Genomic DNA, 14257 nt, shown 5'->3' on the forward strand with positions numbered 1-14257 from the left:
CCATCAGGACGAATGTGAGGAAGTCCAAACTGACGAGTAGGGAGTTTTTGGGCTCAGGTTGACGAAGACCGGGCGAGTTCAGATCATCCAGTTCTCCCATTTGAGACTGTTGACATCAATTGCCGTCATGGTGATCGCAATCACGCTCGTCATCCTCGCGTTGGAATGACTTCACAGGTGGATCTTCGATTAGTTTGACGTCCTCCGCGTTCCACGGTCCGAGATGATATGAGAAGGCCCCGAAAAGGAAACGAGGGCGATCGGCGCCCAAAACCAGACTATTTTCAGGCTAAGGATTTCCTGCGGGGAACTACCAGCCGATGGCGTGGGCTCCGCGGCGCGGGTCGGCACCGCCCATCAGGATGCCGTCGGGCCCCACCACCACGCAGCAGACGGCCCCCGCGCGCCAGTCCCACTCCGGCCAGTCGGCCATGCGGTGTCCGAGGCCGGCCAGCGCGGCGCGCGTCTCGGAGCTCACGCGCTTCTCGGCCTCGAGGAGCCCCGGGGCGTGCGCGTGAGGCCAGAAGGAATCGGGGAAGCTCCGCGTGGCGACGCGCGGCGCCTCGACGGCCTGCTGCGGCGCCATGCCGTGCGCCGTGATGTTCAGGAACACCTGGAGCATCGCCTGCTGCTGAACGTCGCCTCCGGGGGTTCCGAAGGGCATGAATGCGCGGCCGTCGCGGAGCACCATGGACGGCGCGGGCGTGAGCCTCGGCCGCTTGCCGGGGGCGACCACGCTCGGATGTCCCGGCGCGAGCCATCCCTGTGAGCCCCGGGGCGAGACCACGCAGCCCACGCCCGGGATAACCGGAGAATCCACGCCCGGGTCGCTCGGGGTCGCGGAGAAGGCGTTGCCCTCCGCGTCCACGACCGAGACATAGGACGTGTCGAGAGAGCCCCCGGGCCGCATCGTGACAGGACCGGAGACGCCGTGGCCGCCGTTGGCGACCGCTCGCAGCGAGTACGGATCGCCGGCAGGCGGCAGGTCGGGCCAGGCACGGTCCTCCCTGATCAGCGCGCGCCGCGCCTTGGCGTACTCCTTCGACAAAAGCCCGTCGGCGGGCACTTTCACGTGGAGCGGGTCGCCGTAATACGCCTCGCGGTCGGCGAACGCGAGCTTCATCGCCTCGGTCAGGATGTGCAGGGCGCGTGGCGTGTTGTGGCCGAGAGCGCGCCAGTCGTAGCCCTCGATCAGGTTCAGCATCTGCAGCAGCACGGGCCCCTGGCACCAGAAGCCGCACGCCGCGATCTCATAGTCGCCGAACGAGGTCTTGAGCGCCGGGGCGATCTCAACGGAAAAGTCGGCGAGATCCTCGGCAGTCAGCAGGCCGCCTTCGCGCGCGTGGTACTCGGCGATGCGCTTCGCGATGTCGCCCTTGTAGAAGGCGTCCCGGGCGGCGCGGATCGCTCCCGCGCGGCCCTGCGCGCGCGCATTGAGTTCCGCCGCGGCCATGGTCTTGATGGTTTGCGCGAGCTCGGCCTCGACGAGAAGATGCCCTGGCGGCGGCCCCTGCCCGTCCTTCAGGTAGAGCGCGGCCGAGGTGGGGAATTTCCTGATCTTGTCGGCAGCGCGGCCGAACTGGTACGCGGAGAAGACGGACAGCGGGAACCCGTGCTCCGCGCACTCCATGGCGGGCGCCGCCACGTCGGCGAAGCTCTTGGTGCCCCAGCGCTCGAGCGCGGCGCACCACGCGTCCGGGGAGGCCGGCACGACGGTGCGCAGCAGGCCGGTGGGGATCTGGCCCCCGCAGCGCTCGCGGAAGAACTCGGCCGTCGCCCGCTTCGGATACGGCCCGACGCCCGAGACCTCGAACGTCTCGCCGGTGCGCCCGAGATGCACGAGGATGGGCGCCACGCCGGCGAAGCTCACCATGTCCGGGTGGACGACGCCGAGCATGAACCCCGCGGCGACTCCGGCGTCGATCGCGTTGCCGCCGGCCTCGAGGATCCGCGCGGCCGCCTGCGCTGCTAACGGGTGGCCCGCCGCCACCATCCAGCGACGGCCCATCACCTGGTGCATCGGGCCCGCTGCCGGCGCTGTGCCCACGTCTTTTTGCGAGGAGGCGGAGTCGAGGCTCATGCGGCGTATGGTAGCATAGCCGCATGCTTCGCGATCCGCTCGTGGGCGTGACCACGTCGATCACCGTCGACGGGAGTCTTGGGCAGACGGCCGGGCAGACTCCCGAGCGCGCCTACGTCAACTCGGCGTACCTCCACGCCGTCCAGCAGGCGGGCGGCGTGCCGGTGCTCCTGCCGCCCCAGCTCTCGAAATCATCCCTTGAGCGCCTCGTGCGCGGCCTCGACGCGCTCCTGCTCACGGGCGGCGGCGACATGGACCCGGCCTCCTTCGGCGAGACGCCGCACCCGACGCTCTACGAAGTCGCCCCCTCGCGCGACGCGCTCGAGACGCAGGTGACGCTCATGGCGCTCGAGAAGCGGACTCCGCTCCTCGCGATCTGTCGCGGCGTCCAGGTGCTCAACGTCGCCCTCGGCGGCAGCCTCCACCAGGACGTGGCGACGAACCCCGGGACCGAGATCCGGCACAGCCAGAAGGAGGCGCGCGATCAGGCGACCCACAAGGTGACGGTCGCGGCGGGGAGCCGCCTGTCACGGGTGCTGGGCGGCGAGGACATCGAGGTCAACAGCTTCCATCACCAGGTCATCAACTCTCTCGGCCGCGGCCTCGTCCCCGTCGCGTGGGCGCCCGATCAGCTGATCGAAGGCGTCGAACTGGACGACGACTCGCGGTGGGTGCTCGGCGTCCAATGGCATCCCGAGCACCTCGTCGGCAATTCCGAGCCGGCCCGCCGCCTCTTTTCCGCTCTCGTCACCGCCGCCCGCACGTAAGCGCCGGCGCGGCAACCGGAGATCTCCATGCCCAAGACGCGCGGCACCGGACTCCTGATGCTGTGGACGGACGTCGACCCGGAGCACGAGGTCGAGTTCAACCGCTGGTACAACGAGGAGCACATCCAGCACCTCCTCAAGGTGCCGGGCTTTCTCAGCGCGGGGCGCTACGCGGCACTGTCCGGCGGGCCCAAGTACCTGGCGATGTACGAGCTCGAGGAGCCGAGCGTGCTGCGGACGCAGGCCTTCCTCGACGAGGTGCGCTTCCGCCCGTCACCATGGCGCACCAAGACCTCGGGCGGCCACGTCGGGCGCAACTACCTCCTCCAGGCCTACCGCCAAATCCATCCGGCGCGGACCACCCCTGTCGAGCTGACGATGGGGCCGTCGCCGTATCTGCAGATGGGACGGATGGACATCCCCGCCCACATGGAGGAGGAGTGGAACGCCTGGTACAACACCGTCTACATTCCGGACTACCTGACCGTGCCCGGCGTCATACGGGTGCGCCGCTTCATGGTGGTCGAGGGCCAGCCGAAGTACCTGACGGTGTACGAGTTCGAGCGGCCCGACGTGCCGAAGAGCGAGGCGTGGAACCAGGTCCGGGACAAAAATCCCTGGACCCACCGGATACGGCCCTTCATGAAGCTCGACGCGGGCTCGCCCGCCGTCTTCAAGCGCATCTATCCCGACCCCGTCTAGGTCGGCGTGGTCACGGGCCACAGCGCGCGAGGCGGGCGGGGCCTGTCGTCGGGGGCGGCCGCTGCGGGGCCGGCTTCGCCACCCTACGCCGGCGTGAATCGCAGCCCTGCGGGCTGCGGACACTTGCGAAGGGGGAACGAGGCCGGCCCCGCAGCGGCCGCCCCCGACGCCACCCGCCCGGTTTCGGTTGCCCCGATCGAGTGTGAGGGGGTTAAGGGGGTTAGTTCAGGAGGGTCCAGCGGGACGGCGCGCTGGTGATTCGCTCCTCGGCAACGCGGCCGTCCTTCTTGAGCTTCTTGAGGTGGGAGTGGACCGACATGCCCGCCATCGCGTGGAGCTTCTCCGGGATGTCGGCATAGATGACCTTGACCATCTCCGGGATGGTGCGGGCGCCGTTCCCGAGAGCGTCCACGATCTGCCGCTCGCGCTCCATCCGGTGGTCGATGTACTCCTGGATCTTCGCGGGGGCGTCCTCGATGACGGGCCCGTGGGCGGGATAGATGCGCCGGACGCCCAGCGCCTGCACGCGGCGCAGTGACGCCATGTAGTCGGCGAGGTCGCCGTCCTCGTCGGGGATCACGCTGGTGGAGCCGTTCAGGATCAGGTCGCCGCTGAAGAGCGCGCGCTCTTCCTCGAGGTAGTAGCACAGGTGGTCCGACGCGTGCCCCGGCGTGTGGACGGCACGGAGGGTCACGCCGTCGCCCTCCACCACCTGTCCGTCGCGCAGGTCGGCGGTGCCCTCGGGCAGTCCGGTGTCCTTGTGGATCATCTTCGAGACGGATAGTCCCGGAAAGCGCTCGCGCAGGTGCGGCACGCCGCCGAGGTGATCGTGATGGCGGTGGGTCAGGATCACGCGGGAGGGCTGGCGCCACCCACGCTCGCCGAGATAGTCCTCGAGCACGCCCACGTACCCGGTCACGCCCGCGCCCGTGTCGATCAGGACCGGATCGCTCCGCCCGACCAGGTAGGTGTTGGTGCCGGGGCCCGTCATCATCCCCGGGTTGAGACCGAGCACGCGCCCGACGCGATCGCTCGGCGTGGCGCGCGTGGGAAAATCAGGATCGATCCAGCTCATGCGACCCCCAAGTACCGGCGCTTGACGTCCTCGTCCGCCTCGAGGCCGGCGGGCGTGCCCTCCCAGACGATCTGCCCCTTGTTCATCACGTAGACACGGTCGGCGACCTGGAGCGCGAGGTGGTAATTCTGCTCCACCAGCAGGATGGACAGCCGCCCGCCCTTGAGCCCCCGCACGATGCGCCCGATCTCGCGCACGACGATGGGCGCCAGCCCCTCCGACGGCTCGTCGAGCACCAGCATACGCCCGTTGGTCATGAGGGCGCGGGCGATCGCGAGCATCTGCTGCTCGCCTCCCGAGAGAGTACCCCCCGGTTGGAGTGCCCGCTCTCCTAAGCGCGGGAAGAGCGCGTGGACGCGCTCGAGCGTCCACTCTCCCGGTCGCGCGCCAAGCGTGAGGTTCTCGCGCACGGTCAGCGGCGAGAAGATGCGCCGCCCCTGGGGCACCAGCGCCAGCCCCTGCCGCGCGATGCGGTACGCGGGCCACGCCTGCACCGGCCGGCCGCCGAAGACCACGCGCCCCTCGCGGGGCGGCGTGAAGCCGGCGACGCTGCGGATGAGGGTCGTCTTGCCGGCGCCGTTGCGTCCGAGGAGCGCCACGGCTTCGCCCTCGCTCACCCGGATCGACACGCCGTGCAGGATGTGGCTCTCGCCGTAGTAGGTCTGGATGGCCTCGACGTCGAGCATCAGGCCGAGCCCAGGTAGACTTCGTAGACACGCGGGTCGCGCTTCACCTCGTCGAACGTGCCCTCGACCAGCACCTCGCCGTAGTGCAGCACGGTGACGCGCTCGGCCAGCGAGCCGACCACGTCCATATCGTGCTCGATGATCAGCATAGTCACGTCGCGCGGCAGCCCTTCGAGCATCCGCGTCATGCGCGCTGTTTCTTCGGGCGACATGCCGGCCGTGGGCTCGTCGAGCAGCATGAGCTTGGGCCCTGTCGCCAGCACCACGCCCACCTCGAGCTGGCGCTGCTCGCCGTAGGAGAGCGTGCCGGCAAGCTCACCCAATCGGCCGGCAAGGCCGACCGCCTCGGCCGCCCCGCGCGCGCGCTCGAGCGGCGCCCGCAGCCGCTCGACGCTGCCGAGGAGATCGTAGCTTCCGCGCCCGTCGGCGGCGGCGGCCAGCCTGAGGTTCTCCAGCACCGTGAGCTTCAGGAAGAGGTTCGTGCGCTGGAAGGAGCGCCCCATCCCGCGCCGCGCCAGCGCGTGCGGCGGCAGCCCCGCGATCGGCTCGCCGTCGAAGAGGATCCGTCCAGCCGAGGGCGCGAGCTGTCCCGTGATGACGTTGAAGAGCGTGGTCTTCCCTGCCCCGTTGGGCCCGATGATGGCGCGCCGCTCACGCGGTGCCACCGCCAAGGACACGCCGTTGAGCGCGGAGAGCGCGCCGAAGTGGCGCACGAGGCCTTCGATGGCGAGGAGAGGCGCTGGACTCACGAGCGGATCCCCACGCGGCCGCGCAGCACTCCGAGGATGCCGCCCGGCGCGAAGAGCACCAGGAGGACGAAGGTCAGCCCGAGGATGAGCATCCAGCGCTCGGTGTAGGAGCTGACCATGCTCTGGAGAAGAATGAAGGCGGCGGCGCCGAGCATCGAACCGCCGAGCGTCCCCGTACCGCCGATGATGACCATGAGGAGGGCCTCGCCCGAGGTCGTCCACAGGAAGGCGTCGGGCGAGATCGAGCCGACGAGCTGGGCGTAGAGCGAGCCGGCGACGCCCGCCACCGTCCCGCCGATGACGAACGCCAGGAGCTTGTAGCGGTTCACGGGGTAGCCGACCGCCTGCATGCGCCCCTCGTTGTCGTGGATGCCGCGGAGCACGTGGCCGAACGGCGAGCGGACGATGCGCCACAGGAAGAGCGTGGAGAGAGCCACGATCACCAGGAGGTAGGCGTGGAAGGCAGCGGGGCTCGCCGGGCTCCAGCCGAGCACGGACGGCCGCGGGACGCCCACGAGGCCATCTTCGGCGCCCAGCCACGCGGCCTGGAAAGCGACGGCGTAGAACATCTGGGAGAAGGCGAGCGTCAGCATGATGAAGTAGACGCCGCTCACGCGGATCGAGAAGAAGCCGATCACGAGCGCCGCCGCCGCGGCCGCCAACGCCGGGAGCAGCAGGGCCGATACCAGACCGGACGACTTGACCAGAGCCAGCGCCGCGACGTAGCCGCCGATGCCGAAGAAAGCGGAATGCCCGAAGGAGACCATGCCAGCGTAGCCCATGAGGAGGTCGAGGCTCATGGCGAAGATACCCCAGATCAGGATCTCCTGGAGGAGCTTGACGGGGTAGTTGCCGGCGAAGAGCGGGAAAGCGGCGACGATCGCCACCAGCGCAGCGAAGCCAAGAGCGCGGGGAATCACTTGAGAGCCCTACCGAAGAGCCCCTGCGGGCGGAAGAGAAGGATGAGGGCCATGACGACGTAGATCATCAGCATGGAGGCGCCCGGCAGCCACACCTTCCCGAAGGTCTCGGCCTGGCCGATGATGAGGCTGCCCGCCAGCGAGCCCTTGAGGCTGCCGAGGCCGCCGACGACGACGACGATGAGCGCCGGCACCAGGATCGAGGCGCCCATCGGGGGATACGCCGACTGGATGGGCCCCGCGATGACACCCGAGAGTCCCGCCAGCGCGGCGCCGAAGGCGAAGACGCCCGTGAACACGCGGTCGATGTTGATGCCCATGCCCGCCGTCATCTCGGAGTCGAACACGCCCGCGCGGATGATGGCGCCAAGCCGCGTCTTTTCGATGAGCGCCCACACCGCCACGGCTATCGCCAAGCCGAAAACGATGACGAAGAGCCTGTAGGACGGAATGGTGGCGCCGAAGACCGTGACCGAGCCGGAGAAGAGGGCCGGCGTGGGGATCGAGCGAATGCGCCCGCTCCAGATCCACTTGACCAGGTCCTCGAAGACATAAATGAGCCCGAAGGTCAGGAGCACCTGGTCGAGCGGGCCGCGCCGGTAGAGCGGGCGGAGACACGTCCGTTCGATGCCGGCGCCGATCAGCGCGACCGCGGCGGGCGCCACGAGGAGGGCCAGCCAGAAGTTACCCGTCACCGCGATGAGTGTCAGCCCCGCGTAGGCGCCCAGCATGTAGTAGGAGCCGTGGGCGAGGTTGACGACGTCGAGCATGCCGAAGATGAGGGTGAGGCCGACCGAGAGGAGGAAGAGGAGGACGCCGTAGGCCAGGCCGTTCAGCGCCTGGCCGAAGACGTCAGGGAGGAAGGCCACGAGCGGGTGCGACGCGACGGACCGGGCCTCCGGGCCCGGTCCGCCAGGGCTCCGTCACGCCGGCAGGGTGCAGCCGGTGCCGGGGTCGCGCACGTCGGCGACCTTGTCGAACGGCACGTTGTTCAAGCCGAGCGCCGTCTCCTTCACCTCGCGGATGTAGATGAAGGGCTGGATGACGTTGTGCGTCTTGGGGTCGAAGCGGAAGCGCCCGCGCGGGCTGTCGAACTCGACTTTGGTGATGGCGTCCACCCACTTGTCCTTGTCCTGCGTATTGCCGTTGAGCGTCTTGAGCGTGCGAACGATGACCTCGGCCGTGTCATAGCCCTGGCAGGCGAAGCCGTCAGGCACCTTGCCGCCGTAGGCGGCCCTGAAGTCCCTGACGAATTTCTTGTTGGTCGGGTTGTCGAGAAGCGGCGAGTAGAAGTGGCCCGTGATGATCCCGAGCGCCGACTGTCCCTGAGCGGGCAGCACGTCGGGCTCGGTCAGGAAGCCCGCGCCGGTGAGCTTGGTCGTCTTCTTGAGGCCGAACTGGTCGTACTGCTTCACGAAGTTCACCGCGTCCGTACCGGAGAAGAAGGCGAAGACCGCCTTCGCCTTGGACTGGCGGATCTTGGTCAGGTACGGCGCGTAGTCCGTCTCGCCGAGCTTGGGGTAGTCCTCGTCGACGATCTTGCCGCCCGCGGCCACGAAGCTCTCCTTGAAGGCGTTCATCATGTCCTTGCCGGCCTGGTAGTTGGGGGCGATGAGGAACGCCTCCTTCGAGAGGTTCTTCGCGACCCAGGTGCCCATCGGGTGGCAGGGCTGCCAGTTGGAGAACGACGTCCTGAAGATCCACTTCGAGCAGCGCTCGCGGCTGATCGCGTCTGCGCCCGCGTTGGAGACGATGAGGATGGTCTTCGAGTTGTGGACCTTGTCCCGCATGCCCATTAGGATGCCGCTGTGCACGGGCCCGGTGAGGATGTCGACCTTGTCCGAGTCGATGAGCTTCTCCATCTTGCGGATCCCCACCGGCGGCTTCATCTCGTCGTCTTCCTGGATCATCTCGATCTTGCGCCCGGCGACCATGTCGTTCTCGCGGGCGAAGACCAGCTTCATGCCCTGGGTGATGCTCACGCCGAGCTCGGCGTAGACACCCGTGTAGGGCAGGATAACACCGACCTTCAAGGGTCCCGACTGGGCCTGGGCGCGCAGCACCCACGGGCCGGCCGCGGCCCCGGCTGCCGCCACCGATGCTGTGGCGAGGAATTTCCGACGCGTGACTTCTCTCATGGCGCCTCCTCTTTCATTGAAGCTGTCTGGCTTCATTGGAGCGATGTGGACAGACACCGACAAAAGCCTCACAAGACTACTAGGCCCGTCCCTCGCGAGCAAGCAGCGAGATGACATAGTTGCCGCTGCCCGAGGAGGGGCCGTAGGCGTGGACTGTCGCCTCGAAGCCCTGCGCGGATTCGAGGATGGCCCCCAGCATCATGGCCAGGTGCCGGCCTCCCATCTCGGGCTCGGCGGCTTCGGCGAACTCGGGCAGCCACTCCCAGGCCTGGCGGTACTCGCCGGCGGCCAGCATCTTGGCCAGGCGGTGGTCGAGCTCCTCGTCGGCGGGCTTGGGCCCCTTCTCGGGTCCGCGGACGAGCTTGTGAGAGACGCTGCCGCTGGCGACGAAGCCGACACGCTTCCCGCTCTCCCGCGCAGCCTTGGCGATGTGGCGCCCCCACTCGAAGGATTCCTTGAGATCGGCCGCCAGGCACACCGAAACCGGCACCATCGGCAGCTCCTGCGCGCGATCGAGGTAGCAGACCATGGGCATGACCGTGCCGTAGTCGAGCGGGTAGTGGACGTCGTTGGCGAGCACGCTCTGGAGGCCAGCCGCCTTGCCGCGGGAGACGATGGCCGCCGCCAGCTCGTAGTCGCCGGGGTAGTCGTAGGCGACACCGTGGATGATCTCGGGCGCCTCCTGCGCCGTCAGCACGCCTCGATGGCGCGGCGTCCCGTCCACCACGGTCGGAAACGTCGTGATCAGGTGGCAGGAGTTGACGACCATGACGTCGAGGCGGGCTCTCCCGACCTCCTTGCCCTGCGCGACCAGGCCGTCGCGGACCGGCCTGAACGCCTCCGAGGCGAGCTTCCCCTCGACGGCGGCCTCGAGCGTGCAGTAGCGCGGCGTGTGGCTCGACAGGTAGACGGAGGCCAAGCTTCCCATGGCTCTCACCTCTCCGGGATGCACGCGACAACTTCCGGCTTCATGCGTAGATGCCTCCCTGTCCCTTCAGGCGCGCGGCGACCTCCTCGGGAAACGGCCTGGCCTTGAGCGGCCCGCGGGGCTCCGCCGGGCACCCGACCCAGGCGCGCACCTCGAAGCCGGAGGCGCACTGCCGGTCCCCCACCGCCACCTCGTGCTCGACGCGGAAGGTCTTTGCCCGCACCTCGGTCACCGTCGAGCGGATCCGCACCACGTCGCCGTAGCGCACCGGCGAGCGGAACCGGGCGCTCGACTCCATGATCGGCACGCCGACGACGCGGAACATGGGGAAGATCTCGGCCCACGCCAGCCCGAGGGACTCGAAGAGCGCCTCGGTCGCGAGGTCGAACCACTCGAAGAAGCGCGGGTAGAAGACGATCCCGGCGGGATCCGCCTCGGACCAGCGCACCTTGACCTCGATCGCGTGGCTAACCAAGGGCTTTGACGTGCTCCTTGAGCTTGAAGCGCTGGAGCTTGCCCGTGGCGGTGCGCGGCAGCTCCTGCACGACGAGTATCTCGCGCGGCCGCTGGTGACTCGGCAGCATCTTCTCGGCATGCCGCATGAGCTCGGCCTGGAGCGCGGCGGCATCGACCGTGGCGTCGCGGGGCACGACAAAGACGAAGGGCTTGACGAGGCCCGAGGCCTCCTCGGCGCCGACCACGCCCGCCTCGAGCACCGCGGGATGCTTCATCAGCGCCGCCTCGACGTCGGCCGGCACGACCCACTGCCCGGCGACCTTGAAAAAATCGTCCTCGCGCCCGCAGTGGGTGTAGAAGCCGCCGGCGTCGCGCACGTAGACGTCGCCGGTCCGGAACCACTCGCCGACGAAGGTCCGCCGCGAGTGATCGAGGCGCTGCCAGTAACCGGCCGCGGTCGAGGGCGTCTTGGCCCAGAGGACTCCCTGCTGCCCGTCCGGCACGGGCTGGCCGGCGTCGTCGAGCAGCTTGACCTCGCTTCCCTCGACAACCGTGCCCGTCGAGCCCGCGCGGCTTCGGCCGGCATGGTTCGAGACGAAGATGAACACCGTCTCCGAGGCGCCGATCCCGTCGAGGATCTCGACGCCGAAGCGCTCCTTCCAGGCGTGGTAGACCTCGGCGGGAAGCCGCTCCCCCGCCGAGATGCAGAGGCGCACCGAGCGGAAGGCGTCGGGCGGCAGGTCCGCGCGCAGCAGCCGCGCGTAGACCGTGGGCACGGAGAAGTAGATCGTCGGACGGTAGCCGCGCAGCACTTCGAGCACCACCGGGGCCTCCGCCCAGGCGGGGTGGAGGAAGCAGCTGCCCCTGGCCGCGAGCGGGAGGGCGAGCACGTTGCCGAGGGCATAGGCGAAGAAGAGCTTGGAGGTCGCGAACACCCGGTCTTCAGGGCCGATGGCCAGGACGTCCTTGGCGTAGTGATGGCTGTTGAGCAGCGTCCGGTGACAGTGGACGGCGGCCTTGGGCGTCCCCGTCGTCCCCGACGTGTAGAGCCAGAAGGCCATGGCGTCGCGGCCGACGGGCTCGGCGGTGACGGCGCCCGCCGGGGCGTCCCGCACGAGCACCTCGAACTCGACGACGGTCGCGCGCTCGATGTGGTCGAGCGAGGCGGCCAGCTCCCGGTCCGCGACCACAACCCTGGCGCGGCAGTCCGCGAGGATAACGTGGAGCTCGCGGGCGGCGAGCCGGGTGTTGAGGGGGACCGCGACGGCGCCCAGCTTGAGCGCGCCCAGGAAGGTGGCGGCGAAGCCGATACCGTCATGCATGAGGAGCGCCACGCGCTGCTCGGACTCGACGCCGAGCCGGCGGAGCCCGCAGGCTGCGCGGTCAGAGAGCGCGGCGAGCTCACCGTACGTGTACGTCCGCTCGGGAGTCACGACGGCCGCGCGGGAGGCCAGCCCCTCGGCGAGCGGCTGGTCGATCAGGAAGGAGACGACGTTGTCGACGTCGAGATCAGCCATAGGCGGTCAGAGTAAGCCTTCGGAGCACCCGCGTGTCAAGGCGCGGCGGGCGTCCGTCCGTCGGCGCCCCGCCGGATCTCCACGCCGGCGGCTTGGACGCGGTCGAGGATGCCGTGGAACTTGTGCCTGCCGTCTTCATGGGCGCGCCAGACCTCGGCGAGCGTATCGAATTGGGCGATATAGCCCAGCCCGCAGTCGGCCGGCTCGGCCATGGCCCACTCCCCGCTCCGGTGACGACGGAAGCCCTCGGCCGGGTCGATCCAGAAGCTCTCCGAGGCCTCCTCGCGAAAGAGGCGCGGGCTCTGGCCCACGGGAACGGGGGCGAGAAAAAAGCGCGCCGTGAAGCGGATGGGGCTCGAGGGCGGCGTGATGAAGTGCGAGAGGTAGCGGAAGGGTCCGAGATCGAGGTACCAGCCCTCCGTCTCGAGCAGCGCGGCAAGCGGCGCGCGCTTTGCCATGTGTGCGGCGCGGAACGCCTCGAGCCGCGCGGCCGCCGTCGCGTCCGCCGACGCCACGGGGCGCCCGGCGCTGTCGCAGCCCGGCAGCACACCCGTCTCCTCGAGCAGCTCGCGCGCCGCCGCCACCCAGAAGGCCAGCGCCGGCAGGCCGTCCTCCGACGGCACGAGCCGCTCGGCCTGGGCCGCCGTGATGCCGCGGCAGCGGGCCAGGATTTGGGGCTCGCCGTCCTCGGGATCCACCTTGCCGCCCGGGAACGCGTAGAAGCCGCCGAGGAAGCGCATGCTCTTCTGCCGCCGGATCATGTAGACCTCGGCCGGCGACTGCGACCCCGGGCGGACGAGGAGGACGGACGACGCGGGCTTGGGCCGGACGGGCGTCACGGGGCCGGAGCGCGCGTGCGATGCAGCTCGGCCAGCTGCTCCATCAGGGCTTCGGCGGAGACCGGCTTGGCGACCACGCGGTCCACGAACTGGCTGCCCTCGTGAGCGGCCACGCTCTCGCCCCAGCCCGTCAGGAGGAACACCGGCGTCTCCGGCGACTGCGCCTTGATGCGCTCGGCGACCTCCCAGCCGTTCATGCGCGGCATGCCGAGGTCCGTGATGACCACGTCGTGCAAGGTCGGGTCGAACATCTGCACCGCCTCCTCGCCCTTGGCAGCCGTGGTGACGGCGTGCCCGTAGGACTGGAGCATGTCGGAGAGGACGGTGAGCAGACGCGGGTCGTCGTCCACGAGCAGGATCCGCGAGGCCTGCTCCGGGTGCACGGGCGCCACGACGCCCTCGGTGGGCGGGATGATCTGAAAGCGGCTCGCGTGCAGGCGGAGGCGGACCACCGTGCCCCGGCCCGGCTCGCTCTCGATGCTCATGCTGCCCCCGTGCCGCTCGATGATCTCGGCGACTTCCGCCAGCCCGCGGCCGCCGCGGCCGGTCGGGGCCTTCTCGAGCGCGCGGTTGGCCACGAGCCGCGAGTGCTCTTCTGTCATCCCGATACCCGTGTCGCGCACCTCGATGACGATCCAGCCCGACTCTTCGCTGGCGGCGCGGATGCCGAGCGTACCGCCCTCGTCCATCGCCTGGACGGCGTTGAGGATGAGGCGCACGAGAGCATCGCGCAGCTCGAAGGCGATGCCCTCGACGGGCGGCAGCGCTTCCATGTCCTGCGTGACGGTGATGACGACGCCGCGGCGCTCGGCGTCGTCGCGCCAGCGCGGCGCCGTCAGGTCGAGGGCTTCCTGGATGACGGCCGGGAGACCGACGGGGCCGAAGGCGACCTCCGGCTGGCGCGAGACGAAATCCTGGAGCCGCCGCACCGTCGCCGACGCCTCGAGCGCAACCTCGCGGACGACCACGAGCCGGCGGTGGGCGGTCGAATCCTTGGGCGCGTCGCGGAGGAGCAGCTCGGTGTAGGCCAGGATGGCCGCGAGCGAGTTGTTGAAATTGTGCGCGAGACCGCCCACGGTTTCGCCGAGCGAGCGAAGATCGTGGCCCTGGTCGAGCCCCCCGCCGCTCTCGGCCACGCGGCGGGAGATGTCGCGGGCCCAGCTCCTGAGCGTCAGGATGGAGCGATCGAGCTCGACCTTGGTGCGCGCCATCTGGCGCGCGATGTCCTGTATCTCTTCGTGGTCGGCGAACAGCAGGGGATTCTTGGGAGGCGCCGGCGCGGCGCCCCGACGGATCCATTTGCCGAACCGCTCTCGGACCCGTCCCACTCAACTACCCGGCAGGCCGTCGAGAAGGGCCCAGATGCGAGGCGGCGCCCGATGGCTGCATGCGAGGCGTAC

Annotated in this window: 14 protein-coding genes; 2 read left to right on the top strand and 12 right to left on the bottom strand. The window is 69.4% G+C overall.

Features of this window, described 5'->3' with window-relative positions; genetic code table 11:
• Positions 1-310: 310 nt before the first annotated feature.
• Positions 311-2080 carry a gamma-glutamyltransferase family protein gene (locus tag Q7W02_17195; protein ID MDO8477896.1) on the bottom strand — a complete coding sequence of 590 codons (1770 nt, stop codon included), beginning with the start codon at positions 2078-2080 and terminating at the stop codon, positions 311-313.
• Positions 2081-2103: 23 nt separating this feature from the next.
• Here Q7W02_17195 and Q7W02_17200 point away from each other — a divergent pair, with 23 nt between their 5' ends.
• Entirely contained in the window at positions 2104-2847 is a 744-nt protein-coding gene (locus Q7W02_17200; GenBank protein MDO8477897.1) for a gamma-glutamyl-gamma-aminobutyrate hydrolase family protein, read from the top strand.
• Positions 2848-2874: 27 nt separating this feature from the next.
• A complete protein-coding gene (locus tag Q7W02_17205) occupies positions 2875-3549 on the top strand; it encodes a hypothetical protein (protein ID MDO8477898.1) in 675 nt (224 codons plus the stop codon).
• A gap of 220 nt (positions 3550-3769) precedes the next feature.
• On the opposite strand, the gene Q7W02_17210 is transcribed toward Q7W02_17205, so the two are convergent.
• The 11 genes from Q7W02_17210 to Q7W02_17260 form a co-directional block, all read right to left on the bottom strand.
• Positions 3770-4624, bottom strand: coding sequence for an MBL fold metallo-hydrolase (locus Q7W02_17210; GenBank protein MDO8477899.1), 855 nt, complete (start codon positions 4622-4624; stop codon positions 3770-3772).
• Entirely contained in the window at positions 4621-5310 is a 690-nt protein-coding gene (locus tag Q7W02_17215; protein MDO8477900.1) for an ABC transporter ATP-binding protein, read from the bottom strand. The genes Q7W02_17210 and Q7W02_17215 overlap by 4 nt, the downstream gene beginning before the upstream one ends.
• Positions 5310-6059, bottom strand: coding sequence for an ABC transporter ATP-binding protein (locus Q7W02_17220; protein MDO8477901.1), 750 nt, complete (start codon positions 6057-6059; stop codon positions 5310-5312). The genes Q7W02_17215 and Q7W02_17220 overlap by 1 nt, the downstream gene beginning before the upstream one ends.
• A complete protein-coding gene (locus Q7W02_17225; protein ID MDO8477902.1) occupies positions 6056-6979 on the bottom strand; it encodes a branched-chain amino acid ABC transporter permease in 924 nt (307 codons plus the stop codon). Before Q7W02_17225 ends, Q7W02_17220 begins: the two co-directional genes overlap by 4 nt.
• Positions 6976-7848 carry a branched-chain amino acid ABC transporter permease gene (locus Q7W02_17230; GenBank protein MDO8477903.1) on the bottom strand — a complete coding sequence of 291 codons (873 nt, stop codon included), beginning with the start codon at positions 7846-7848 and terminating at the stop codon, positions 6976-6978. Before Q7W02_17230 ends, Q7W02_17225 begins: the two co-directional genes overlap by 4 nt.
• A gap of 54 nt (positions 7849-7902) precedes the next feature.
• A complete protein-coding gene (locus Q7W02_17235) occupies positions 7903-9117 on the bottom strand; it encodes an ABC transporter substrate-binding protein (GenBank protein ID MDO8477904.1) in 1215 nt (404 codons plus the stop codon).
• A 79-nt stretch (positions 9118-9196) separates the two neighbouring features.
• Positions 9197-10045 carry an extradiol ring-cleavage dioxygenase gene (locus Q7W02_17240; GenBank protein MDO8477905.1) on the bottom strand — a complete coding sequence of 283 codons (849 nt, stop codon included), beginning with the start codon at positions 10043-10045 and terminating at the stop codon, positions 9197-9199.
• A gap of 40 nt (positions 10046-10085) precedes the next feature.
• Positions 10086-10520 (bottom strand): thioesterase family protein, encoded by a 435-nt coding sequence (locus tag Q7W02_17245; protein ID MDO8477906.1) that lies wholly within the window; start codon positions 10518-10520, stop codon positions 10086-10088.
• Complete coding sequence (locus Q7W02_17250) at positions 10513-12018, bottom strand: benzoate-CoA ligase family protein (protein MDO8477907.1); 1506 nt, start codon at positions 12016-12018, stop codon at positions 10513-10515. Before Q7W02_17250 ends, Q7W02_17245 begins: the two co-directional genes overlap by 8 nt.
• Before the next feature lie 35 nt (positions 12019-12053).
• Positions 12054-12857 (bottom strand): NUDIX domain-containing protein, encoded by an 804-nt coding sequence (locus tag Q7W02_17255; protein MDO8477908.1) that lies wholly within the window; start codon positions 12855-12857, stop codon positions 12054-12056.
• Complete coding sequence (locus tag Q7W02_17260; GenBank protein MDO8477909.1) at positions 12854-14185, bottom strand: response regulator; 1332 nt, start codon at positions 14183-14185, stop codon at positions 12854-12856. The genes Q7W02_17255 and Q7W02_17260 overlap by 4 nt, the downstream gene beginning before the upstream one ends.
• Positions 14186-14257 lie beyond the last annotated feature (72 nt).

This window comes from Candidatus Rokuibacteriota bacterium (genome assembly GCA_030647435.1).
Taxonomy (GTDB): Bacteria; Methylomirabilota; Methylomirabilia; order Rokubacteriales; family CSP1-6; genus AR37.